The sequence below is a fragment of the Bacteroidota bacterium genome (assembly GCA_034439655.1).
Taxonomy (GTDB): Bacteria; Bacteroidota; Bacteroidia; order UKL13-3; family UKL13-3; genus CANJUD01.
Genome location: JAWXAU010000161.1, coordinates 20,419 through 44,675 on the forward strand (window position 1 = coordinate 20,419; position 24,257 = coordinate 44,675).

Below are 24,257 nucleotides of genomic sequence, written 5' to 3' on the forward strand. Positions count from 1 at the left end.
CTAAAATTTTAAACCATTTACAATATAAATCGTCTATTTTTGCTGCATAAAATAGAAACAATTATGTTTACTTTAAATACCTTACTCAACGTGCCTCTAATACTTGGCGGACTAGGCACTGGCGAAATTGTCCTTATTGTATTTGTGGTGCTACTTCTTTTTGGTGGCAAAAAAATACCAGAACTTATGCGTGGCATTGGTAATGGCGTTCGCGAGTTTAACGATGCTAAAAGCAATGTGAAACGCGAAATTGAAACAGAAATGAAGGACAAAGAAAAAGAAAAAAAATAGCAAGCTCTTATACAGCTATAATTACATCCAAACCACCGGTTACTTAATAGTGGCCGGTGATTTTTTGTTTATAATAGCTTCATTAATTAACTATCAAACCTATACAAAACTGTGGCTGATTATAAACAATATAAAGAGAACTTAATAAAAGGTGAAACTACGGTAGTGCAAACTGTTCAGAGTTTTCTGAATAATGCGAATGAGCACAAACATCTCAATGCTTTTATAGAATTGTGGGGCGAAGAAGCCCTGCAAAGAGCTGTTGAAATTGATATAGAAATTTCCAAAGGTAATTGTGGCAAATTAGCTGGAATGGTGATTGCCCTCAAAGATAATATTTGTTATAAGGGCCATAGTGTTACCGCATCTTCAAAAATATTGTTCGGATTTGAATCATTATATAGTGCGACCGCAGTAGAACGTCTTTTAGCAGCGGGAGCCATCATAATAGGCCGCTGCAATTCCGATGAATTTGCTATGGGGGCAAGCAATGAAACGAGCACTTACGGGCCTGTGCTCAATGCCCAAGACAATACCCGCGTTCCTGGTGGAAGCAGCGGTGGATGTGCTGTTGCTGTTCAAGCAGGTTTATGCCATGCTGCATTGGGCAGCGATACAGGTGGTTCTATCAGACAGCCCGCAGCATTTTGCGGACAAGTTGGATTTAAGCCTAGTTATGGCAGAGTGAGCCGCTGGGGTTTACTAGCTTATGGTTCTTCGTTCGATCAAATTGGACCCATCACGACTAATGTATATGACTGTGCTCTATTGATGGAGGTAATATCAGGTGCTGACAGCAAAGATGCAACGGCTTCCAATAAAAATGTAGACGAATATAGCAAGTTGGAAAAAGCCGGCAACCCTTTAAAAATTGCTTATCTTGATACTTGTTTTAATAACCCAGGATTAGATGATGAATTGCGTACACAATCATTTTCAATATTTGAACAACTGAGAGCAAAAGGACATACTGTTGAAGCTGTTGAATTCCCATATTTAGATTATTTGGTTCCCGCATATTATGTACTGACCACTGCAGAGGCTTCGAGTAATTTGAGCCGTTATCAGGGGCTTGCCTATGGCCACCGCACCAGTGAAAAAGGCGATTTGGATGCACTATTTAAAAGGTCGCGAAGTGAAGGTTTCGGGCGTGAGGTGCAACGCCGTATTATGCTAGGCACCTTTGTGCTTACCTCCGATTTTTATGATGCCTATTATACAAAAGCACAGCGTGTAAGAAGACTAATACAGGAAAGCACGGATAAAATATTAGCGGATTATGATTTTATTATCACACCCACCACACCCAGCACAGCCTTCAAATTTGGCGAAAAAACCAAAGACCCCGTTGCCATGTATTTGGCCGATATATTTACAGTGCAGGCCAACTTGAGTGGCCATCCTGCCATTTCTTTACCTGCGGGTGTCCATTCTAATGGAATGCCATGGGGTATTCAGTTAATGGGTACACAATTCGGGGAGAAAAAACTACTGAGCTTCTCTCAAGAATTGTCTAAAATCGTGTCCCTATAATGTGGGTTATAATATAGTAGGTGATTTATAGCAAAACATATAGGTATTATACCCTTACGAATAAATAAACAATATAGTATTGAAAAAAGTGAAAAAGCATATCAGTGTTCTCGTTTTGTGTTTAGCATCGTTGTTTGTAAAGGGCGACAATGAATATCAGCAAAGGTTATCTAGCCTGCATTATTCTATCCCATTACCCTATAATGATTATATAAAGAATTATATTGATTACTATTTGAATAGTCCACAGCAAACTAAAAAAATATTAGGCCTTTGGAAACACTTTGAAACTATTATAGAAAAGCAGGTGAAAATTAGTCAAATGCCTGAAGAACTTAAATTCCTTCCCATTGCCCTGAGCAGTATGAATCCAAGCAGTATAAATGGAGCAGGAGCAAGTGGCCCTTGGATGATTATGTTCAACGATGGTAAAATGCAGAAACTAAAACAAACCTCCTTCATTGATGAACGGAGAGATTGGGAAAAATCGAGCAAGGCTGCTTGCAATTATTTTAAAGATTTATTAAATATATATAATAACGATTGGATGCTTGCTATGGCTGCATATGCAAATACACCTGCTGCTGTAAACAAAGCTATAATAACCAGCGGTATCAGCATGAACTACTGGAGTATCTATCTTAGCCTGCCTGCTGAAACACGAGATATTGTTCCCAAATTTGTAGCGGCGGTATATATAGCTAATTTTTATAAATTACATGATTTGTCGCCCGAAGCACTAGACCTACCTATGGAAATAGATAGTATTGCTGTAGACCGAAAACTAACTTTTGATCAAATTTCATCAGTAATTAATGTCCCTATTCGTACTTTGGAATTATTAAACCCTATATATAAAAAGCGAGAAATCCCTTTCGCCGAAATTCGTTATATATTAAGGTTACCTAAAGGTAAAGGGCAATTATTTGAAGACAAAAAGTATGATATATATAGTCATATCCCTGTAAAACCAACCGATAATAAACCTAATGTAAAACGTGATACCGCCACCACTCAAAAGCCACAACCGGCAATAGTAAAGGTAGCCTATACGGTGAAAAGAGGTGAAACTTTGGCAGGAGTATGCGATTATTTTGATTGTACCCTATACCTAGCCCGATACTGGAATAGACTTAAAAATAATTATGTTGTACCCGGAAAAGTATTATACTTTTGGGTGACTACAGAAAAGAAAAATTATTATGAGAGTATCAATACGCTTACTCCAGCACAAAAGAAAACTTTAAGCGTGAAAGACTAATATATTCAGCAAATTAATATTCATTTATTTTGCAGAAAACTTATGATAAAATAATAATAGGAATCGACCCAGGTACAAATATCATGGGATATGGTGTTGTGGGATGCGTTGGCAAGAATTCAGAACTTATAAGTTTAGGGGTTGTAAAGTTGGATAAGTATGATAATCATTCGCTCAAGTTGAAACATATTTTTGAAAGAACCTTATCGCTTATCGATCAATATCATCCCGATGAAATGGCCCTCGAAGCACCCTTCTTCGGTGTGAATGTGCAATCGATGCTTAAGCTTGGCAGGGCTCAAGGAGTTGCTATGGCGGCAGCACTATATAGAGATATTCCAATTACAGAATATGCACCGAAGAAAATAAAAATGGCTATTACCGGCAGTGGGTCAGCGTCGAAAGAACAAGTAGCTGCTATGCTGAAGGCTATATTAAAGTTTGAAGAAACGCCAAGCTTTCTCGATGCTACCGATGGTTTGGCAGTGGCTTATTGCCACTTTTTGCAAAACAATTCTGGAGCCAATCATACTGATAAAAAAGTAAGTGGTTGGGCTTCTTATGTGAAAAATAATCCCAGTAAATTAAAATAGATTAGTGGTTGGTGAGGACACCAACCATGTACAGATTATATACTTATTCTACTATCAACTTTTCGATAGCGGTTTGTCCATTTATATTTATTTGTACTATATATATACCTGCACACAGTTGTTGCAAACCTAATTGAGCTGTGTTATTTTGAATTTTAATCAAATCAGTAATTACACGCCCATTAATATCCATAATTTTAATTTGCTCGATAGCTTGGCTTGCATTTATATATAATATATCTTTTGCTGGATTGGGCATCATTTGTATATGATACAATTTGCTTACTTCGCTAATAGCAACCATTCCGTTGTCCTTAATATTTAATGTAAATATATCTAGCGAACCAATTGTTGCATTTGTAGAGGCATTTTGCAGTTTCAAAATCAAGGTATGGTCTCCGCTTATCAACTTGTCGCTAATGGTGCTTACCGAAACATTTTGGGCAGTAGTAGTGCCTTTAGCAAAGGTTAACTTAGTAGTAGTATAAGTGTAATGCGTTCCGCTAATTGCAGTACCTCCGTTAGATACCACATCTATAGTTACATCATTTGCTGTATCAGCACTACTAATAGAAACAGCGATACTTGCGTTATTACCCTCTGTTACTGAATCGGAAACGAATTTGAATGAGATTTTAGGTATTACTGCTGCAATAGTTGTATCGTTATCTATAATAGTAATGGTATTTGTACCATTAGTAATTTGTGCACTGTTCGTAGCATTTTGTAATGAGAAAATTAAAGTCTCGTCGCTTTCGTCTACTATATCATCATTTACTTTAAACCATATAGTTTGTGCAGTGGTGCTGCCTGCTGCAAAAGTTACGGTTTGTGCAGTATAGCTGTTTATATCAGTACCATTTGTTGCGGTTCCACCAGTAAGTGCCACATCCACTTTGGTGGCATTATTAGGATCTGGATTTGCCAAATTAACGTCTACCCAAACGGTGTCAATATTTTCTTTTACCGATGAGGTTGTTGAGGCAAATGATACATTGGGAACATCATTATCTTTAATGGTAATTGTCATAATCGAATCTGCTCCGATATCAATTCCATTTGAAGCATTGCGAAGAGCCAAAACGATATCTTCTCCGCCTTCTGCTAATGCATCATCAGTTAGGTTTATGGTAATACTTTGTGAAGTGGTGCTACTCGCTGCAAACGATGCAGAAGAGGATGCCAGTGAGTAATCGGTACCATTAGTCGCCGTTCCTCCTTTTACTATAATAGAAATACTTTCACCTTTGGTAGGAGCAGCAGATATATCAATAGTAACGCTGGTAGTCCCTGCACCTTCGCCAATGCTAGCTGTAATATTATTAAATTTTACTACGGGATTTTTGGGAGCTACGGGAATTAATGGAGCATCAGTTCCACTAATTTGTATAGCAGTAGTTCCCCCTTTTGGATTAACAGTATTAATACTACCTGTAGCCCAAACACCATCTGCATCAGTGTCGGCATGGTATAATGACCCATCTGATAAATTATGGTTTTCAACTCTACGAACACCATTTGCTAAACTATTAGGAATAATAGTACCCCAAGCACCTGAAATAGAATCTACATTGTTCTTATAAAATGTTGCTGCAGTGGCCGAATTTCTATAATCATATCCATCCTGTTCAATTAATGTAATGCTTAAGGGTCTACCTGATCCATTTACATTATCATATAAAAAAGCAAAATTCTTATCAGCGGCCTTGCTATGAGAAAAAACACCGGTACAACCTGAACCTGAAGTGGTTGAAAAATCTAAACACTTAACACTATCAGCAGTCGTCAGATGAAAAGAATCATTTGAACTATTGGCTACTCCATCGTTTAATATAATACGCGGTTTAATATAATTGCCATCCGTAAAACGCACGTTACCTGTTAGCTCCAATCCAAACCAACCTGCATACTCACCGTTATTATCAGTAGTAAGCGAATCATATTGACCAACGGTTTTCAGTCCATATGAAGATGAAAAAGTATTATTGCCGCTTTGGTGCACAAATATTTGGTTACCACCACCCTTTGAGGTAGGACCATCGGTTGATTCTTGTATGGCACGAACACCATAACGATAAGTGGTGTTAGCAGTAAATCCGGTTAATTTGGCCCATATAAAAAATGGCACACGAGCGGTATTAGTTGCTGCACCTGCATTGCCTTTGGCATATTGCGGAACAATGGCTGAACTTATAGATTGAGCTTCTAAGTTGCTATTACTAAATAATAAACCTATAACAAAGAGTAGAGAAAGAGATATTTTTTTCATTTTTTTTAAATTTCGAGTGCAAAAATAACAAAACAAGCCCATCTTTTTAAATGAAATTATTGTGAACTTCTTATTTGTTCAAAAAGCGTTTGTAAGATGGCTACATTTACCCCTGTTCCTGAGGTTTGAAAATGGGATGCAACTATTTTTTCTTTGATATGTTGAATTCTGTTATCAGTGGCTGGATGTGTAGACAGAAACTCGGAGGGTCCTCCTTGCTCAGCTTTTTTTAACCGCTCAAAAAGCTTGAGTATCCCGTCTGGATTTATATTATTTTTCTGCATCAGTTCTAGTCCTTTTTCGTCGGCTTCTGTTTCCAAATCGCGTGAAAATTGTAGTGACCGAAGAGCGTCCCCATTCTCGGCAATCGCCGCGGCTATCCCTGTTAAATCACCTATTACTGCACTAATTAATATATATGCTCCAGCCGTTCGCACCAATGAACGCGTAACGTGCTTGCCGTTAATATGTGATATTTCATGACCTATCAACGCTGCCAATTCTTCATAGCTTTTCATCTCCTTTATGATACCACTCATTACCACTAAATGTCCGCCGGGAAGTGCAAATGCATTTATCATATTGCTATCAATATAAGTAAGCTGAATATGATAATCGCTGGGATAATTTAATTGTTTAAAAAAATCATTCAGTAGTTTTGTTTTTTTTATATTAATAGTACTTGAAGGTACTGCACTTTCATATAATGTTTGCCCAATACTCTCTTCCGTAGAAACCGGCAAGGCAGAAGCCACTCCACGTGCAATCCAATCTAAGCCAATGGTGTAAAATCCCACAAAAAACAATATGATGAAAACTATAATAAGGATAAAAACAGATGCTCCCTTAAATATGGTAGATTTTTTAGGAATATGAAATCCCGATTTCGGGTGTTGCTTGTGCAAATTAATCATAATACTTTTATCCGCAGTTTCAAATTTTTCAATAGGTTCATCTCCATATTGTATTATATAGTTCCCATCTTGAAATAGAATACTTTTATGGATTTTCGATTTATCCCATTGTACTTTTATCCCATTAGATAGCGTGATTAGTAAGCCCAAATCATTGACTTCGGCCCCAGCTTTATTAGGAGGTGTATTGGGTTTAAAGTAGAAATCCATCATATATTGATTCCAATTTCTACAATATTTTTTCGGAATCTAAATCTGTATAATATTTTTTACCTCTAGCAAAATAGTCCCAAATAATAGAACCCCTATAAGTACCTACTAGTTTTTTATTACTTGCCACAAAGGGTTTATCTATTATACCTTTATGACTAAAATTCCATTTATAAAAATGCATGTGTGCTTTGAACACCGCCTTAAAATTACCTCCCTCGCCCGATACTAAAAATTTGATTGCGGCAATTCCATCCAAAATTAAACGCATCAACATGATAAAAAATAAAAACGACCCTTTCAAATTTCTATATAATAAAATTAAATTATTGCGAAAATTATAGTATGTTTTGCGGGGATTTGATTTGTGCAAAGTTCCTCCACCCACATGGTATACCTCACTCTGCGGACATACCATTACTTTATACCCTGCTCTTTTCATTCGCCAACACAAATCAATTTCTTCCATGTGTGCGAACAATGGCTCATATAATCCGTTCAACTGCCAATATATATTTGCACGCACAAATAAACAGGCTCCTGTTGCCCAAAAAACTTCTTGTACATTATCATATTGTCCTTCATCTTTTTCATAGGTTTCTAGTATACGGCCTCTGCAAAATGGATAACCATATCTATCCATATAACCTCCACTCGCACCTGCATACTCAAAATAATTTTTATCACTATAATACTTTATTTTGGGTTGGCAGGCAGCGATATTTTTGTCACTTTCCATTAGCTCAATAACAGGTTCTATCCAATGCTCAGGAGTTTCAATATCACTATTCAATAATATATAATAATCGGCTTCTACTTGCTTGAGGCAGTCATTATAACCTTTTGTATAACCTCCATTCTCTTCATTGATTATTAGTCTAATTTCAGGGTAATGCTCTTTCATATAAGACACAGAATCATCGGTCGAGGCATTGTCGCCCACTATAATATCCAAATTGGGGTAGGTAGATTTTTTTACAAAGGGCAAGAATTTTTCCAACCATTTTTGTCCATTATAATTGAGAATGACGGCAGCTACTTTGGGGTGGTTTGTTGCCATTTTTTATAAAGTATATTTAGATTGTATCATTAATCCCAAACCAGACTGATACTTAGGTGCAACCAAGGCCTCGAGGCTATTTAATTTAATACCCATTTGGAATTTATTTTTCCTGCTTTTATATTGATAGGATAAGTCAATATTATAATCGCCATAACCACCAAAGCGTATTTGCGGAATCAATGCATACCTACTTTTGTGTACCTCCACTCCCATAGCTAGCTGTGGTTTATAGGAAGCATATATCATATAATCTATTTGAGTATATATATTATAGTATGCACTGCTTATCCCCTTCAAATTACTACCCATTTCATATTTTTTCGAAATTTTAACTAAAAAAATTGCTGGAAGTACCGAGCTGTTTTTTAAATAATTATAATGTGAATTTAATAAGTTTTTTAAACTGTCGCTTAAATTATCAGTATAGTTTTTACTGGTTACTTGAGCGATATTCCCTACATCCAAACCACTGAATCTAATAGCACTATCCCAACTTAAATTCTTATTGTTTTTATTCCAAGTAATAAAACCTAAATCCGTAATTTGTGCTTGAATATAAATTGGATATATTTTGTTTTTTTTATTGAAATATTTCTGATAAGCGAAATCAATAGATGCTCCGTTTCCTACAAAACCAAAAAGTTTATTTATAACGGAAGACCTGTAATCTACGTTCCACCTAGCATCTATATAATCACCATTTTGTTGGGTATATATTTGTGTATTACTCAAGTGTATATATGTATACTTATTCCCTGAAACATAATTTAACGAAAGTGCTAAGGTAGGTTCGGATTGCTTATTATTATAATAACCAAACGAAACACCCACCTTATGCCAACTCGCAGAGCGAAATAGTAAATTCATATTGTCTAAATTCCTTCCTGCATAAGGTGCATTGCCTCTACTGGCAAGGCCTGCTAAGTCTTTACCAATACTTCCATCAAAATGCGAACGAAAACCGTAATGTATATTATTTAAAAAATGATTCTTCCTTTTATATACAATATCTACAATAAAATCTTGCCCGAGAACTGAAGTGTTTTTTAAATTTCTATTTAATAAATTTATATCGTCCGTGGTAAAATGCTTTCCCATAAAATAATCGTATATCGATTTGGTAGTAATTCCTCTTGAATCCAGAGTGTACGATAGGTTAATATAAAGTTCGGTAGGATATTGATGCAATTTGACTTTATTTCCGGAATCAATTATTAAATTAGGCTTCTCATTCCCATACACAAAATAGAAGCGACAAAAAAAAGCAGCAACAAAAAGTATAGCTTTATAACTTTGTCTCATACAATACATCTGCTGCTATTTTCACATCCAAAAAATAAGTATCATAAAATGTACCATTGCCCTTTTTGGTATTTATCCAAGCATTGATCACTATATAATATCCCTGTTTCAATCGTACCAGTTCATCCACATTGGCAAATTGTTCTAATATAGATTTGGTGGGATTACAATAAGCTGGGTTGCTAGTATTATAAGCACCTGCGGCAATATAGGTAGTTGTGGTAAAAAATGAATCAATAGGTTTTTTGTCAGAACCCAAAACATATATATTTACTTTAGCCTCTACTGGAAATGCATTTTCAGCCGTGATGCGTAATAGCACCTCCTTTACTTTTCTTCCTTGGTCAAGATGCGGAAAATCATATTTGATAGTGTCTGCCAATTGTAGTCCTTGAGCAATTAATTGAACGGGCATTTGTACGTTCAAATCAGCTTTTATATAACTATTGCCATAGAAGAAATCTCCAAAATTATATACATTGCCATTCGGATTAGTAGTAGCTGTAGCTTTTACATGGTAGCCTGTAGGCATACTTTGTATAATAGAAGTAATATTGGAATTGGCCTCGGTAATATCAAAAACACTACGCACAGGTGCATTGGGAAAATATATGCCCCGACCAATACTAAAGGGTTTACTAAAAATACTTCCTGTTAGCTTTTGTGTATCGTTTTTATAAAACTCCAATTTGTCAAATGTAATCTGTGCCGAAGCACCTATACTGTTTTCTACCATTAAAGAAGTTTTAAGACTTCCTAAATAAAATTTACCAGCGGTGATTCTTTTGAATAAATTAAATTGTGGTTCTTTTTTTTCTATCACAAATTTTTGCTGGCCAAAATAGCCATCACCTTTTTTAATACTGAGCTGCTTAAATTTGAGCGTAAATTTTATATAATCATTACTGGTAATAGTAACGGGAATACCTGTAGAATCGGCACTTGCAGAAACATGTATAGTGAGGTAATTGGTTTGCATTTTATCAGGACCCGTTAGGTCGAGTTTATAGCCACTCCAGTCAATATTAGCCGTTGATTTTGTCTCGAATGGATAGTTTCCTTTGCTAACAGTAAATGGTAAATTATACAATGATGCGTTTTTGCTGGTTTGCGGGAATACCAAATCCAATTTCAAATTTTCAGGAAAAGTACTATATGCTGAAAAATCAATAAATGCAGTATCAAATTCTATATTTTTTAATTGGGCGTCATTAAGTTTAAAATTGAAACCATAATTAAAATCTATTAGTTTTCTATTTGGAAAAATAGCTGTAATACTAGATACTTTAAGATTACGAATACTTATTTTAAACACACTGGCTTTAGCAGTATCAATCAATACCTGTGTACTACCGCTGCCTGGAGAATATAAATTTAATACGGTTCCCACCATCAGCCCTTCCACTTTTTTGCCTGCCAATGATATACTATGAACTACTTTGCCTCCGTTTGATTTTATGAGTTTAAAAGTATCTTGGGCCACCAAGCTATTATCCGATTTATTGTTCAATTGGAAAACAAAATCCTGCAAATCAACTGGGAAATTATTAGTTAAATCTATTTCCATTTCCCCCTCAAGTATCTGTGCCGATTTAAACAGGGAACCCAAATCAACTGTTGTCGAATTTGCATTGGTAGTGGAGATAGCAGGTATGGCCAGCATACTGCCATGGTTTGCAATTACTGTTGCCCCAGCCACGCCGCCCTGCTCGCATATTTGGCCCAATGACAAAGTATGCACAATGGTATTATCGCTCAAAGTCATGTCCTTTAATGCCATAGTGGATGATATACCTGTATCGGGCAATTTGAGCAGTTCGTTCACCGTTTTATGATATAGATTTTGGTGATATCTGATATCGATAGTATGGTCGGGGTTCACAAATGATATTGAATCGGGAAGCAAGTTGTTTACGGTAAGATTGGCATAGGCCAGAGGAGCCAACCACTCACTATCATAACTTGGGCTTTTGCTTCGCCTGCATGCTGAAATGCTGAGGCATATTACAAGCACTAAAGATAGCTGTAAAATAAAGCTAGTCCTAGAGTTTAGTTTGCTGTATGTATGACCGAGTTGTGCCAAGTTTAGTGCGATAACGTGCAAAGATACAGAAGGGATTTTAAAAGTTGGGTAAAAATGTGTGGGTAAAGATCCCTTTATACGCCGCGGCGAATCCCTGAGGGGAGACTGACTCCTGCTAAAAACGGGGATAATTACTAATATAAAAAGTGTGAGTTAAATTTGAGCAATAATTTTATAGTTTTTTCGTTACTATATTTGTCCTTATAAAAGTATTGCAGTGAATAAAATATCATTACGCAACAAACCTACAATTTTTGCTATTATATTTTTTATAATAACTTGTGTTTTTTTATTATAAATTATATATAAATGGGGAGAGTGTATATAGTGGTCGGATGGAGAAGAGGTTTATGGTTTTGGAACAATCACTAATTGTTTCAAACAGAGAATTAGATGAGAAAAATATGCAAGTAATTGGTCAAGTATATAAATTAATAGAAACTGAATCGTCCGAAGTTATACCTTATGTTTTAACGGTAAAAGAAATAGATAGTTCACTTAAAATATTTACCAAATATATTCGTAAACTCAATTCCACTTTAGATGGTAATATATATAAGAGTTTCCAAAAAAATCCTGAATTTATTAGTAACGACAATAAAGAAAATATAACTAATTTAATAACTGAATTACATAGTAATACATTTAAAGATGCGTTAAACAAGATGGGCCAGTTTCTGAATTTAAAATGCAGCAAAATTGGAATTGACACACTATGCTTATTGAATTTAACCAGACTTAAAATCACTTATGATATTAAAAGTGATTGGACAAGTGAATTTTTCCATAATTTCCCACTTGAAGGCATTAGTATAATGCTTGCTAAAATTGAAAATGATTTTAAGTGTGCTTCTTCTGAAGTTATTTCAGAAATAGCAACACGACAAATCAATAGTCACGGCTGTGGATTTGATCCAAAGATAGCGACAGTCTTACCTAAAGCTATTATGATTCCAGTAGGTGACAAATATGAGGCGGATATTTTCTTGTCTAAAAATAAAAATTTCTATTATAAGAATATTGATGGTATAACCGTCGATGGTAAACCAATAAAGATAGAGAGTGGGATTGGGAAATTTGAACAAATAGTAACCGATGGCAATCACAAAATTCAAGGTAGCATAATGAAAAAAACCCTGACGGTGCAACTGAACTACACCTGTTCGATATAGAATACACAGGCTTCAAACTCCCACCAAACACAAAGAAATAAATTACCTATCCCTCTTAATCACCAACTCAACCAATATATTTATATGCCCATAGCTTGCATGGTTTTTATACGGCTCCATTAATTGCATGGCCTCATCTATCAATTGTTCCATTTTTGTAGAGGCATATTCAATACCCTTATAATGCTTCACATAATCAAATACTTTTCTCACATGTCTAGCACTTGTATTATGTTTCTTTACGGTATTGATGATTTCTTGTTTTTCACTTGAGGTGCAATTGTTCAAAGTATATATAAGTGGCAAAGTCATTTTGCGTTCTTTAATATCAATACCTCTTGGTTTGCCAATATCATCATCGCTAAAATCTAATATATCATCTTTTATTTGAAAGGCGATCCCTATTTTTTCTCCGAACGAAAGCATGCGTTGTATATCTTCATCACTTGCCCCTGCCGAGGCTGCACCCACTGCACAACAGGAAGCTATCAATGAAGCGGTTTTTTTTCGAATGATATCATAATATATCGCTTCGGTAATATCCATTCTGCGGGCTTTTTCTATTTGCAAAAGTTCACCCTCGCTCATTTCTCGCACGGCATTGCTCACTATTTTAAGCAAGCCAAAATCATTATTATCTACCGAGAGCAACAATCCCTTGGCCAATAAATAATCGCCCACCAGCACCGCAATTTTATTTTTCCAAATGGCATTGATACTAAACATGCCTCTGCGTTCATCCGAATCATCCACCACATCATCGTGAACAAGAGTTGCTGTGTGTAATAATTCGACCAAGGACGCACCACGATAAGTTGCCTCAGTAATACCGCCATGTAAACTTGCGGTAGCAAATACAAATAAAGGACGCAACTGTTTGCCTTTCCGTTTCACAATATAACTCATCACCGTGTCGAGCAGCGGTACACTGCTTTTCATGGCTAATCGAAACTTTTGCTCAAATTGTTTGAGCTCGGTTTCAAAGTCTTTTTTTATGAGGTCGAATGAAGACAAATGTTGGTGTTTTATATAAGTTTCTTTGTAAAAAGAGTGCTTATAATAATACTACAAATTAAAGGGTGAAAGGGTTTTGAAAAAAAGATATTTTGTGATTGCTCCGTTCATTCTGAACATCGACGACGTCATGCTGTTCGCCGCGGCGAACAGCATGACGTCCCATGCCTAATGGCGTAAATGACGTTATACCGAAACTCACTATATAATAGTCCAAAAGAAAGGGACTAAATGTATTGTAGTTCGGCATTACCATTCTAAAAACCAAATCCGCCACAGGCGAAGAACTATTTTAGTTTAAGAATTGGTATCACTTATCACCTCCTAATCGTATCCTGCTTTATAATACTATCCCTACCCACAGACTTTAACATTTCGTAGCGGTTACTATCAGCTTTTAATACTTCTGTATCAGTAAGGTCCTGAGGTTTCATAAACACAGACAAAACGCCCAATAAGATAAAAACTACAATGATTAAAGCAAAATATTGCCATTTAAGTTTTTCCATTACTATTCAAATTTGGTATGATAACTTTCCAATAATTTTGTATATAATATCATATCGTACTGGTAAGTCAATAAACTAGCTTCTGCTTGTGCCAGTCTTTCTTCCGCCGATTCAAGTTCATAATAAGTGGTATTTCCCAAGTCGAATGCCTTTCGTTCTAGATTTGTTTCTGACCTTAAATATTCAATTTGTGTATTGATTATTATATAAGCTTCCTGTGTGAGCCTTAGCTGTTCTTTTAGTTGGACAATTTTTGACCTGAGCTCAAAATCGAGCTGCGATATTTTGTTATCATATCTTTTCTGCTCTATGAGCGATTGTGAAATTAAAGACTTGGGTTGCATTTTATTGAACAAGGGAATATTAACATAAAAAGCAACATACTTTGAAAGGTTTGTATTAAACTGTGTGTTGAGTTCCATTTGCACCAAACTTGAGCTGCGGGTTACCCAGCCTGCCATAATACCCGCCGTGGGATACCGGGTTGATTTATAAATATTGATTCTTTGATTTTCGAGCGACGACAAACTTTGGTAAGTATGATATATAGGAAAATTACTTACTGAAAAACTATAATCTTGTACAGTAGTTATATTCAATTTATCAGGCGATTTTATATTGATAGAATCAGCGGTATAGCAAATTCCCTGAATTTGTTTATATAATATATTTTTCTGGTTTTTTAGTTTTGCTATCGTCAGTTTATTTAAGGTAACATAGGCATCAATATGGGGAATTTCCTTGGCGGGTAATACGCCAGCAGCCACCATACTCTGCACTTTCTTTTGCTTGAGCAACCATTGGTCGCTTACTTTTTGGGCTTGCAATATTTGTGCATCAGTTTGCCAATATTTATAATATAATACGGTTATCTGGTTTTTTAATTCAAACAAATTTTGTCGATATTGTTGGTGCGATACTTGTTTGCCAATATCATACATTTGCCCTGTATAATAGTTTTTACCTCCATCGAAAAGCATCCAATCGGATTGTATGTTGAAAGAATACACTTGGCTGCTAAAATTGCTCAGCACATTGGTAGCGGGGTCAATAAACAAACCCCAGTTATAGGTATTCCGTATGCTTGCCGACAACTGTGGCAAGTAATTATAGTTATTATATTTCGATGCTTGTTCATATTTCAAACTATCAATAACTGCATCTTTAATACTCATATTGTTATTGTAGGAAAGCAATACCAAATCGTTCAAGCTACTTGCTTGCTGGGCTTTTGCTTGTGAAATAAATAGCAGAATATATATAGCTACAATACTACTCCTCATCAAAGAATAAATTTACATGTTGTACTTTATCCATCAATTTTAGTTCTTTCACCAATACTTGGCTATTCTCTTCTTTTTTCAATTTTATATAATAAGACAATTCTAGGTATTGGTTATTCTCCTCGCCTAAGGCTTTTACATTTACCAAAGAATATTTGCGGCAAAATTTACTGATTACGGTGCTGGCATCAAAGCCATCGTCCGTTTTGGCACTCACCACCATTTGCAATAAGAAATCACGCTTACGCGGTGCCGACATGTTTACCTTAACCACCACATAGAACACCAAACCCACTATAATAGTTCCCATTATGGCTACTTCATATATTCCTACGCCACTGGCAAGACCTATTGCTAAAGCAAAAAATACAAACATCATATCCTGCGTATCTTTCAATGCCGTTCGGAAACGTATGATAGACATTGCCCCCACCAATCCAAAAGCCGTCGCCAGGTTATTCCCGATAACCATTATAACCACAGAGGTAATCATGGTAAGCATGATCAATGAATTTACAAATGTGGTGGAATAACTAAGACCTTTATAAGTTTGTCGGTATACTATCGAAATCATTATTCCGCATGCAAGTGCTACAATTAAATGCAGCAGTACCTCGCGGAAAGTAAGTTGGTATAAATAAATGTCTTGTAATTGCTCATTCATGGTTTTCGGCAAATGTTAAAGGTTTATAAATTGCCATACGGCTGTAACTAACAGGTGAAAAGCGGTGTGAGGAATTCTGGATATGGTTGTCAAGTCCATCAGCATACTTTGAGATAGCCTTTAGGTTTAGTTTAAATTCTTCAATAATACTCAAAGCCCAGCGAGGTATTTCATCGTGGTATTTTATCTCCAATACAAAATATTCGGGCGATAAGTATTTGGCCCCCTCTTCTCCATATATTTTATCTAGTTGTGGATATATAGTGGTGCGTACGTTTTTATCGAACGTGATGCGTACCCCTTTATCAAATTTACCCATATAAGCTTCGCGTTCGTAGGTCACTAAATTGAGCGGTTGCAAAGAGTTTTTATAGAAATGATATAAGAATTTTTGCCCATCGTACAAATGCGTTTTATTATATAGGAATTTTTCCAAATTCCCCGCTTGTAATATTTCATTTAATGATGAATATGGGACTTTTGCACGATGTTTCCCGATGCGGCTGCCTATTTTTTTCTTGATTTCTAAAAATGCAACACTATCTGGTTTTTCATTATCATACACCCTTATCCTAAATTTATTCCTCAGTTCCACACCTTCCTTTTTTTCATCATAATATTTCATAAAAGGAGTATCATAATATATACTTCTCACGGTATATTCACTAATACCAAATTCGTTCAGCCCCGCATAGGTATCCGGCTCTACAAAAGGTCTTAATCTAATACGTAATTCCTCCAACCTATTATTGACCAAATAATATTTGCGTTCGTATCTGTATTTTTCTATTTTGGTAGCTTCTAACATTTTATAATTATCTAAAATTATTTATAAAATATATCCCCCAATACCCTGTTCATATAATCCCATAAACTTATCTCCTCGCACAAAATAGTTGCTTTTGCAAACATTCCTGATTGTGGATGGGCAGATATTCTTATAATTCTGAAAGTCGTATATATAGCTTGCTTGCCTCCTACCAACTGTATTACATTATCAATTCTACTTACTTTGGCCTGCAAGGTCTCGTCGCTATTAAATAGTTTAAGTAATACTGTAGCTCCCGATTTAAGATAGGCAACTTCACGCAATGGGATAGGAGCAATAGCAATATATTCGGATGTGTCAAGTAAATCCATTAATATATCTTCGGTTGTAATCGTTCCCTTTTTTTGTTGAACCAATCCACTAAAAGCAGCTTTGATACTGAAATTGTCCATTCGTTTTTTTAATTCCCTGATCTGGTTCTCTATTGAATATATTTTTTGACGGTTCAGTTCCAATTCCTCTTCTTTATTGCCCGTGATTAGTTTTTGCAGTTCTGCTTCTGCAATTTGCACCCCAATACGTGCAAGCTCTAGTGCATCTTTTGATACTTCGAGTTGTTGGGTTGGTAATAAAGAATCACGATTGAGTTTGATGTTACGTTCTACTATTTTTTTCTGTGTAATATACTTTTCTTTGGTCAACTGCAAATTGGTTTTCGACTCTGTTATGATCTCAGGTTTTTGACCTGTGGATATTACATTCAACGAAGCCTTTTCTATGTCTAAAAGTCCCTGCAGTTTTACCATTTCTATTTGAAGTGTTTTAGAATACATGTGTCCTAAAACTTCATCCTTTTTGATATAATTTTTTTGCATCACCGATGGCTCCATATAAAAGTCAAAAGCATCGCCCGCCTGAAACTCGTGCCCTGAATAGTTAGTGATTACATCCAATTCATTGTTTTTGTTTGCACTGGTTATTCGTCCATCAACCGAGCGGGTCAATACCCATTCATTTACAGGAAAAACTTTGCCTGTAGCATATATTTTATAAGTGATTTTTATGGGGAGGATAAACAAGCCGCAAACTGCTGCGATGAGTATGATATAGATAATATATTTTTTGCTCATTATTATTTTATTGCCGATATGTTTAAACCATATAATGACGGCGGTACACTTTTATATTGTTCGTTAGAAACTAAAATTGAATCATTGTTCACAAAGGCAATACCTTCTATTTGGCCAATGGCAGACCTTAGCCCAAGGTCTACAAGTATTTTTTTATTATCCAATAAGCTTGGCGATTTCAAATCGCGTAATACCCATAAAAATGCTTTATCGCTAGTGGGGTTGAAACCTGTAAGTACTAAAGATTTTTTATCGGGCGAAATATCAGCACCGGTTATTAGCCCTTTGCTGTCGAATGAACCCAATAAAGTTGCTTTATAGGTGCCTTCCTGAGCAGGTATCCGATACAAACTGGTATGAAGGTCGCCATGCCGTTTGGTAAATATATATAAATAATTATCTAAATATACTATTGCTTCCGCATCATAATTGTTGTTTACTGACTTACGAAAATCTGTTTGATCAGGATAGGTATAATGTATGAGGTATGAGGGTACGCTGTTGTTCTTTTTCAAGACCGATGAGTCAATAACTGAAGCAATATATACACTCAAATCACTTCGGTCTCCATTATTGTTTCCCATGTCGGCAATATAATAATTCTTACCGTCAGTAGCTATATCTTCCCAATCTATATTGGATGCCCCGTTGATCGCTATATTTTCATTGTCGTCGCCTTTGGCAGTATCAATGCAGTATAATGCCGGTTCGCCACCTCCATCAGAAAAGCTCCATACACGTCCTTGCACCCAAGCCAATCCAGAATTTTCCTTGAACAAAGATTTCAGTACGACAATCAATTTTAAATTTGCCGCGGTATTTGCATATTCACACGAACTGTCATCTACCTTTGCCTTCTGTTTGTAGTTGATGGCATTGGGGTCGGTACAGCCTTTTTTGGAGCTGCACGACATGGTGCTTAATGCGACTAATAGAGAAAGAATATATACTACCTTACGGCTTTTCATTAATAATTAATTAATATTGCAGTCTGCGAATGTACAATAAAAAATTAAAAATCTTGAGACCAATATATTTAGCTTTAGTTTTCAGCATGTTATGGACGACCAAAATCGCCGCTTTTTCAATTAAAGACAGTTTAAATGTTTTCATTCACCATCCATTGCAATTAAATTATGTGGGAATTAACACTGGTGTATCAAAAAAAATATATAAAAATTTAGAGCTAGGGTTAGGGGTTTATACTTTTTTTTACTATCGAGACGATTTTCGCAAATCATCAAACACAACCGGCCTAATTGTATGGGCCAGATATTATTATAACAATTTTTTTGTGGGTGCTTCATTTTACAATGGCCGTTCCCCTTATTTAAGGCAGCTCAATCAAGAAAAGATATACATTATGCAGTACGACCTGATTGCAAATGCGGGCTACCGCCAAAAGTTTTCGAAGAAATATTATTTAGATTTCTGGGCTGGTTATAATGTGGTACAAAAACCACACTCTTTCAACCCCACTGCCTTTTCACTTTGGGCAGGTGTGGGCAAACATATTGGGCGTCGTTAGGTTTTACCTTATTTCTTAAGGACGATGCCGCTAAAACACCATTACAATAAAAGCATGATTGAGGCTGGTTGCGATGAAGCAGGCCGTGGATGTCTTGCTGGACCCGTATTTGCCGCTGCAGTTATACTACCACCCAAATTTAAAAACAAGACACTCAATGATTCAAAAAAATTAAGTCATAAAGAACGGCTTGCCTTAAAAAGTATTATAGAAAATGAAACACAGTGGGCCGTAGCTACTTGCAGCCCTACAGAGATTGATAAGATTAATATCCTACATGCATCTATACTTGCCATGCACCGAGCATTGGATTTGCTAAATGAAAAATATAATATACAGCCCGAACATATAATAGTGGACGGAAATCGTTTCAAACAATATCAGCAAATACAGCATACCACCATCATTAAAGGCGATGGTTTATATATGTCGATTGCGGCTTCGTCGGTATTGGCTAAGACACATCGAGATGCATATATGACAGATTTACATGCCCGATTCCCCCATTATGCTTGGAATAAAAATATGGGCTACCCAACCCTAAAACATCGTGAAGGCATTGCCAGCGTTGGGCCTTGCGAACATCATCGCAAAAGTTTCACCCTGCTTCCGCCTCAATTGGTTTTGTTTTAAAATTATACCTCAGTCGGCTTTATTTTTGCAAGCCCAAAAAACACGATGCCTGTTCTCAAACTCACCCCCGCCATCAAAATATTATTGCTCCTCAATGTGGCAATATTCGCTTTAAAATTCCTTCTATCTTCTATCGCTCCTGGGGTTAACCTAGAACATATATTAGGCCTCCACAATCCTGGTAGTTCCTATTTCCGTTTTTGGCAACCTATCACCCATATATTTATGCATGCCGATTTTATGCATATATTTCTCAATATGTTAGGGCTGGTAATGTTTGGGGTAGCTTTAGAGGAACGTTGGGGTTATCGTAAATTTTTTATTTACTTCATCATGTCTGCCATTGGAGGGGCTGCATTATTTTTAACTATCAATCATTATGAATTAGACCACTTACAAAAATTGGTGAATGCATACATAGCACAGCCTGATATGGATAACTTAAATCACCTTGTAAAAAAAGTACCGCAACTTACAGTAATCATGGACCAAGCGAACGAAATATGGTTAGAGTCTCCTCGAAATTTTGAAATTCAAACAGTAAAAGTTGTAAAAGATTATTATACAAGAATTTTAGATGTGCCCTGTATCGGTGCATCTGGGGGAGTTTACGGCGTAATCCTTGCTTTTGGTTTAATGTTCCCAAACGTTACCATTCTATTTGGCTTCTTCTTCCCTATCCCCGCTCGCATAGCCGTATTAATACTTGCAGGAATATCTATATATAATGGTTTCAAAAATGACCCAACCGACCATGTAGCACACTTTGCCCACTTAGGCGGTATGTTATTCGGATATATCCTGCTTAAAATATGGAAAGAGAATCTTTTTGACAAGTTCAGAATAAAATGATTGCATTTTAAAAAATGATGGTTTATATTTGTAACAAAAAAATAAAATCTACGCTTCTATAATATCCGTTCATTTATAAACTATTGAACCCTGTGCAAAGAAAGAGAATATGAGTGCCTTTAAAACCAAACTGCTGCAAAATAACAACATGCTGAATAGGCTGATAGCCATTTCCGTTATTGCTTTTCTATTGGTGGAAATAGTTCACGTATTTACATTTTTATCGGGTGGTGATGGCAAAGAAGCGGTTGAAGCCATAAAAGTACAGACTTCTATTCCCTCAGGTTTTTGGGATGTATTAGCCAAACCCTGGACACTTATTACCTATCAGTTTATGCATAATGGCTTTTGGCATTTGCTCTGGAATATGTTGTTTTTGTATTATTTGGGTAAAATATTTAAGGAGTACCTGGGTGAACGCCGCTTATTATATGCATATATTGGTGGCGGTATTGCCGGCGGCATGCTCTATCTGCTATGTTACAATTTATTACCTGCATTTGCAGGAAGCAATAGTATATTATTGGGAGCTTCTGCATCGGTGCTTGGCGTAGTGTGCGGAGCAGCTACTTTGCTGCCTAACTATGAAATCTTTTTATATGGTGTGTTTCGGGTGCCGCTCAAATATATAGCTATATTCTATTTGCTCACAAGTTTCTTTAGTATTACGAGCAGTAATCCAGGCGGGAATATTGCCCATTTGGGTGGCGGTATTTTCGGTTTCATCTATATCAAATCCCTATATGCCCATTTTGCCTGGTACCAAAATATTAAATTTAAATTGGCTCAATGGTTCAAAAACAAACCTTCAAAACCCAAAGGGCCAAAGCCTGTGCAGAGAAGCAGTACTTATATAAATCCAAACATGCAACACCGGCCCTCTCAAGAAGAAATTGACTTGATACTCGATAAAATAAATGCATCGGGATACGAAAGCCTTAATACTTACGAAAAAGATCTTCTCTTTAAAGCCAGTCACGAAGACGATTGATAATATATAGTTTATGTTCATCGTTCACCGTATCGTATTCCCTATAAATATAATTTTCGTCTTACTACTGCTAGGCAGTTATTTAGCCCCTTGGGTTAATCCTGAAAATTACTGGATGGTTGCATTTTTGGGCTTAATGCACCCTTTCTTGTTACTCATTAATTTCTTATTTGTGGTGTATTGGGCTATCTTTTTAAAATTAAAAGTATTATATTCATTTACTGCTATTCTTTGTGGCTTCACCCATTTTAATTCTACACTCAAAATAACCTCGAGTACCAAGGAAAATGGTAATTTGCTGAAAGTAATGTCGTATAACTGCAACTTCTTCGGCTATGGATTGAAACGCACTACCGATACTAGTCCTTTTTTTGACCTGGTGAAGAAGGAACAGCCGGGTATTATATGTTTTCAAGAATTTATGTGGGAAGACAACAAACGCAAAAACTATATCAATAAGTGTCGCCAAGCTATGGATTGCAAAAACGACTATTTCTATTTGGGCTATAAGGCTATGGACACTATCAGAAGGGAATATGGACAATACATTATCAGTAAATATACAATTATTAATAGAGGTGTCATTGAATTTGGAACTAATAAATTAAATCGTTGTATTTGGGCTGATGTTCTATATAACAATGATACCCTCCGTATATATAATGCCCACCTCGAAAGTATCAAATTGGGCGATGAAGAATATAAAATAATGAAAGATGGCGAAAAGAATGCAGGGCAAATAGAACGTACCAAAAGTATTGTAAGCAAAATGAAAGGTGCTTATATGAACAGAGCCATACAAGCACGTTTGGTATCCGATCATATACAATCGTGTCCATACAAAACTGTATTATGTGGCGACTTCAACGACACCCCTGTATCGTATGCTTATTCAACAATTACCAAAAATATGAAAGACGCATTTGTAGAAAGTGGCTCAGGATTTAGCCGCACATATGCAGGAGTGATGCCTTCATTTCGTATAGATTATATAATGGCCGATAAAAAATCGAATATCTATAATTATACTTTGGGCGAACCATACTTTAGCGACCACCACCTTATAGAAGCATCTGTAACCTGGGATAAAAAATAATATTACTTTTTATAAGAAATCCCCAAGCCAAATATTTGACTGGTTTGCCAACTTCTGTGTTGAAAATGATCATATAATAATACTGAATTAAAAGTCACGTTTATATACTTACTGATTTTTGCAGTAAGTATAATGTCTACCCGTTGGGACCAACGGTCGGGTTTGATTAGCTTATCGTAATCAAAAAAACCAACATAGCGTACTTTTAAATTCACAATGTCCTTATATATATTTTTATCAAAATTAGCCAATAATTGAAAACCGAATTCATTAATCACTTTTTTGCCAACCGGCACTCCATACTTTATCGTATCGGTGGCATTATATAAACTCTGGTCTAACACAAATGTTTGCTTGGTAGACCCAAGACCCAGTCGGGCGTCAAAATAAGGCTTGGGTTTGTATTCAATACCAAATGATTCTATAAGGTAAGCTGGCGACATAAAAGCAGAAATCTTAGTGCGTATGGTGGCATCGTGATAGTCTTTGGTGAATTTGTATCCATTGTCGAACTGCGATAAAAAATTTATCGCTGCAAATGCATTCCACTTGCTTGATAGCTGGTGACCATATTTAGTATCGAGGAATAAGATATCATTACTTTTACGCATTTCTTCTCCTTTATTTTTGAGTATGCCATATTGCATATTTGCTTTATTGCCCCAACTAGTTTTACCCTTTTTATAGGATGCAGTCATGTTAGCAGTTGCCAGCAGAGCAATATTATTGGTGCCACCCCCCTGCCAGTTATTACTGAACGAAGCTTGTGAAAAATTCATCGACATTTCTGCAGTTTTTTTCCATAGCTTTTCTTTCTTTGGCTTTACTTGTGCCGATAGCGACAATGTGGTAAAAGTGAACAATGCAAATATAATTTTTTTCATACTTTTTTCTATAATAAAATACTTCCTAAATAGCGACTGAACGGAAACTCGTGTTTGAATTAAAAGTTTCTCTTTTGACTCCGCCAGCGGGCGGAGGAAATTAAAAAAGATGGGAGTTTATGCTTATAAATGACCTCTCTTTTATTGACCGTAACGAAAAAAGAGGAGTTTTCGCACAAGCACTTAATATACTTTGGATAGAATAACTATATA

24 protein-coding genes are annotated in these 24,257 nt (G+C 36.0%); 10 read left to right on the forward strand and 14 right to left on the reverse strand.

Going from position 1 to position 24,257, the window contains the following annotated elements; translation table 11 throughout:
* Positions 1-63 precede the first annotated feature (63 nt).
* From SGJ10_12000 to ruvC, 4 genes are all read left to right on the forward strand, one after another.
* Positions 64-291, forward strand: a complete 228-nt coding sequence (locus SGJ10_12000) for a twin-arginine translocase TatA/TatE family subunit (protein MDZ4758843.1) — start codon at positions 64-66, stop codon at positions 289-291.
* Positions 292-402: 111 nt separating this feature from the next.
* The gene (gene gatA, locus SGJ10_12005) at positions 403-1,824 is read left to right on the forward strand and encodes an Asp-tRNA(Asn)/Glu-tRNA(Gln) amidotransferase subunit GatA (GenBank protein ID MDZ4758844.1); all 1,422 of its coding nucleotides are present in this window, start codon (positions 403-405) and stop codon (positions 1,822-1,824) included.
* 88 nt (positions 1,825-1,912) lie between these two features.
* The gene (locus SGJ10_12010; GenBank protein MDZ4758845.1) at positions 1,913-3,085 is read left to right on the forward strand and encodes a transglycosylase SLT domain-containing protein; all 1,173 of its coding nucleotides are present in this window, start codon (positions 1,913-1,915) and stop codon (positions 3,083-3,085) included.
* Positions 3,086-3,114: 29 nt separating this feature from the next.
* A complete protein-coding gene (gene ruvC / locus SGJ10_12015; protein MDZ4758846.1) occupies positions 3,115-3,678 on the forward strand; it encodes a crossover junction endodeoxyribonuclease RuvC in 564 nt (187 codons plus the stop codon).
* A gap of 43 nt (positions 3,679-3,721) precedes the next feature.
* On the opposite strand, the gene SGJ10_12020 is transcribed toward ruvC, so the two are convergent.
* From SGJ10_12020 to SGJ10_12040, 5 genes are read right to left on the reverse strand one after another with little or no spacing between them, the layout of a single operon-like run.
* Complete coding sequence (locus SGJ10_12020) at positions 3,722-5,947, reverse strand: Calx-beta domain-containing protein (GenBank protein ID MDZ4758847.1); 2,226 nt, start codon at positions 5,945-5,947, stop codon at positions 3,722-3,724.
* Between the two features lie 56 nt (positions 5,948-6,003).
* Positions 6,004-7,074 carry a M48 family metallopeptidase gene (locus SGJ10_12025; GenBank protein ID MDZ4758848.1) on the reverse strand — a complete coding sequence of 357 codons (1,071 nt, stop codon included), beginning with the start codon at positions 7,072-7,074 and terminating at the stop codon, positions 6,004-6,006.
* A gap of 16 nt (positions 7,075-7,090) precedes the next feature.
* Positions 7,091-8,131, reverse strand: a complete 1,041-nt coding sequence (locus tag SGJ10_12030) for a glycosyltransferase family 2 protein (protein ID MDZ4758849.1) — start codon at positions 8,129-8,131, stop codon at positions 7,091-7,093.
* Positions 8,132-8,134: 3 nt separating this feature from the next.
* Positions 8,135-9,445: a DUF5723 family protein gene (locus SGJ10_12035; GenBank protein MDZ4758850.1), complete on the reverse strand. Its 1,311-nt coding sequence runs from the start codon at positions 9,443-9,445 to the stop codon at positions 8,135-8,137.
* Positions 9,420-11,450: a hypothetical protein gene (locus tag SGJ10_12040; protein ID MDZ4758851.1), complete on the reverse strand. Its 2,031-nt coding sequence runs from the start codon at positions 11,448-11,450 to the stop codon at positions 9,420-9,422. Before SGJ10_12040 ends, SGJ10_12035 begins: the two co-directional genes overlap by 26 nt.
* 425 nt (positions 11,451-11,875) lie before the next feature.
* On the opposite strand from SGJ10_12040, the gene SGJ10_12045 reads away from it, so the two are divergent.
* Positions 11,876-12,691, forward strand: a complete 816-nt coding sequence (locus tag SGJ10_12045; GenBank protein MDZ4758852.1) for a hypothetical protein — start codon at positions 11,876-11,878, stop codon at positions 12,689-12,691.
* A gap of 42 nt (positions 12,692-12,733) precedes the next feature.
* Here the strand turns inward: SGJ10_12045 and SGJ10_12050 are convergent, their stop codons facing one another.
* The 8 genes from SGJ10_12050 to SGJ10_12085 all read right to left on the reverse strand — a co-directional run bounded on the left by SGJ10_12050 (position 12,734) and on the right by SGJ10_12085 (position 19,028).
* Positions 12,734-13,630, reverse strand: a complete 897-nt coding sequence (locus SGJ10_12050; protein ID MDZ4758853.1) for a polyprenyl synthetase family protein — start codon at positions 13,628-13,630, stop codon at positions 12,734-12,736.
* 133 nt (positions 13,631-13,763) lie between these two features.
* Positions 13,764-13,955: a hypothetical protein gene (locus tag SGJ10_12055; GenBank protein ID MDZ4758854.1), complete on the reverse strand. Its 192-nt coding sequence runs from the start codon at positions 13,953-13,955 to the stop codon at positions 13,764-13,766.
* Between the two features lie 67 nt (positions 13,956-14,022).
* Positions 14,023-14,214, reverse strand: a complete 192-nt coding sequence (locus SGJ10_12060) for a hypothetical protein (protein ID MDZ4758855.1) — start codon at positions 14,212-14,214, stop codon at positions 14,023-14,025.
* 2 nt (positions 14,215-14,216) lie between these two features.
* Positions 14,217-15,497: a TolC family protein gene (locus SGJ10_12065; protein MDZ4758856.1), complete on the reverse strand. Its 1,281-nt coding sequence runs from the start codon at positions 15,495-15,497 to the stop codon at positions 14,217-14,219.
* Complete coding sequence (locus tag SGJ10_12070) at positions 15,487-16,161, reverse strand: DUF4956 domain-containing protein (GenBank protein MDZ4758857.1); 675 nt, start codon at positions 16,159-16,161, stop codon at positions 15,487-15,489. The genes SGJ10_12065 and SGJ10_12070 overlap by 11 nt, the downstream gene beginning before the upstream one ends.
* Positions 16,154-16,969 (reverse strand): polyphosphate polymerase domain-containing protein, encoded by an 816-nt coding sequence (locus SGJ10_12075; GenBank protein ID MDZ4758858.1) that lies wholly within the window; start codon positions 16,967-16,969, stop codon positions 16,154-16,156. Before SGJ10_12075 ends, SGJ10_12070 begins: the two co-directional genes overlap by 8 nt.
* A gap of 17 nt (positions 16,970-16,986) precedes the next feature.
* Entirely contained in the window at positions 16,987-18,060 is a 1,074-nt protein-coding gene (locus tag SGJ10_12080) for an HlyD family efflux transporter periplasmic adaptor subunit (protein ID MDZ4758859.1), read from the reverse strand.
* 2 nt (positions 18,061-18,062) lie between these two features.
* Complete coding sequence (locus tag SGJ10_12085; GenBank protein ID MDZ4758860.1) at positions 18,063-19,028, reverse strand: hypothetical protein; 966 nt, start codon at positions 19,026-19,028, stop codon at positions 18,063-18,065.
* 29 nt (positions 19,029-19,057) lie between these two features.
* Here SGJ10_12085 and SGJ10_12090 point away from each other — a divergent pair, with 29 nt between their 5' ends.
* The 5 genes from SGJ10_12090 (at position 19,058) to SGJ10_12110 (ending at position 23,160) form a co-directional block, all read left to right on the forward strand.
* Positions 19,058-19,588, forward strand: a complete 531-nt coding sequence (locus tag SGJ10_12090; GenBank protein ID MDZ4758861.1) for a hypothetical protein — start codon at positions 19,058-19,060, stop codon at positions 19,586-19,588.
* 24 nt (positions 19,589-19,612) lie between these two features.
* Positions 19,613-20,221: a ribonuclease HII gene (locus tag SGJ10_12095; GenBank protein ID MDZ4758862.1), complete on the forward strand. Its 609-nt coding sequence runs from the start codon at positions 19,613-19,615 to the stop codon at positions 20,219-20,221.
* 45 nt (positions 20,222-20,266) lie between these two features.
* Positions 20,267-21,073, forward strand: coding sequence for a rhomboid family intramembrane serine protease (locus SGJ10_12100; GenBank protein MDZ4758863.1), 807 nt, complete (start codon positions 20,267-20,269; stop codon positions 21,071-21,073).
* 148 nt (positions 21,074-21,221) lie between these two features.
* A complete protein-coding gene (locus SGJ10_12105) occupies positions 21,222-22,064 on the forward strand; it encodes a rhomboid family intramembrane serine protease (GenBank protein MDZ4758864.1) in 843 nt (280 codons plus the stop codon).
* Between the two features lie 13 nt (positions 22,065-22,077).
* Positions 22,078-23,160, forward strand: coding sequence for an endonuclease/exonuclease/phosphatase family protein (locus SGJ10_12110; protein ID MDZ4758865.1), 1,083 nt, complete (start codon positions 22,078-22,080; stop codon positions 23,158-23,160).
* Between the two features lie 2 nt (positions 23,161-23,162).
* On the opposite strand, the gene SGJ10_12115 is transcribed toward SGJ10_12110, so the two are convergent.
* Positions 23,163-24,044: a DUF3078 domain-containing protein gene (locus tag SGJ10_12115; GenBank protein ID MDZ4758866.1), complete on the reverse strand. Its 882-nt coding sequence runs from the start codon at positions 24,042-24,044 to the stop codon at positions 23,163-23,165.
* Positions 24,045-24,257: the final 213 nt, after the last annotated feature.

Excerpts from the sequence above, each read along its gene's own strand:
- SGJ10_12050 (MDZ4758853.1), bottom strand. The coding sequence starts at position 13,630 with ATGAAAAGCAGTGTACCGCTGCTCGACACGGTGATGAGTTATATTGTG.
- SGJ10_12055 (MDZ4758854.1), bottom strand. The coding sequence starts at position 13,955 with ATGCCGAACTACAATACATTTAGTCCCTTTCTTTTGGACTATTATATA.
- SGJ10_12025 (MDZ4758848.1), bottom strand. The coding sequence starts at position 7,074 with ATGATGGATTTCTACTTTAAACCCAATACACCTCCTAATAAAGCTGGG.
- SGJ10_12000 (MDZ4758843.1), top strand. The coding sequence starts at position 64 with ATGTTTACTTTAAATACCTTACTCAACGTGCCTCTAATACTTGGCGGA.
- SGJ10_12095 (MDZ4758862.1), top strand. The coding sequence starts at position 19,613 with ATGCCGCTAAAACACCATTACAATAAAAGCATGATTGAGGCTGGTTGC.
- SGJ10_12110 (MDZ4758865.1), top strand. The coding sequence starts at position 22,078 with ATGTTCATCGTTCACCGTATCGTATTCCCTATAAATATAATTTTCGTC.
- SGJ10_12100 (MDZ4758863.1), top strand. The coding sequence starts at position 20,267 with ATGCCTGTTCTCAAACTCACCCCCGCCATCAAAATATTATTGCTCCTC.
- SGJ10_12090 (MDZ4758861.1), top strand. The coding sequence starts at position 19,058 with ATGTACAATAAAAAATTAAAAATCTTGAGACCAATATATTTAGCTTTA.
- SGJ10_12060 (MDZ4758855.1), bottom strand. The coding sequence starts at position 14,214 with ATGGAAAAACTTAAATGGCAATATTTTGCTTTAATCATTGTAGTTTTT.
- SGJ10_12085 (MDZ4758860.1), bottom strand. The coding sequence starts at position 19,028 with ATGAAAAGCCGTAAGGTAGTATATATTCTTTCTCTATTAGTCGCATTA.
- SGJ10_12070 (MDZ4758857.1), bottom strand. The coding sequence starts at position 16,161 with ATGAATGAGCAATTACAAGACATTTATTTATACCAACTTACTTTCCGC.
- SGJ10_12115 (MDZ4758866.1), bottom strand. The coding sequence starts at position 24,044 with ATGAAAAAAATTATATTTGCATTGTTCACTTTTACCACATTGTCGCTA.
- SGJ10_12035 (MDZ4758850.1), bottom strand. The coding sequence starts at position 9,445 with ATGTATTGTATGAGACAAAGTTATAAAGCTATACTTTTTGTTGCTGCT.
- SGJ10_12105 (MDZ4758864.1), top strand. The coding sequence starts at position 21,222 with ATGCTGAATAGGCTGATAGCCATTTCCGTTATTGCTTTTCTATTGGTG.
- SGJ10_12080 (MDZ4758859.1), bottom strand. The coding sequence starts at position 18,060 with ATGAGCAAAAAATATATTATCTATATCATACTCATCGCAGCAGTTTGC.
- SGJ10_12020 (MDZ4758847.1), bottom strand. The coding sequence starts at position 5,947 with ATGAAAAAAATATCTCTTTCTCTACTCTTTGTTATAGGTTTATTATTT.
- SGJ10_12030 (MDZ4758849.1), bottom strand. The coding sequence starts at position 8,131 with ATGGCAACAAACCACCCCAAAGTAGCTGCCGTCATTCTCAATTATAAT.
- SGJ10_12075 (MDZ4758858.1), bottom strand. The coding sequence starts at position 16,969 with ATGTTAGAAGCTACCAAAATAGAAAAATACAGATACGAACGCAAATAT.
- SGJ10_12065 (MDZ4758856.1), bottom strand. The coding sequence starts at position 15,497 with ATGAGGAGTAGTATTGTAGCTATATATATTCTGCTATTTATTTCACAA.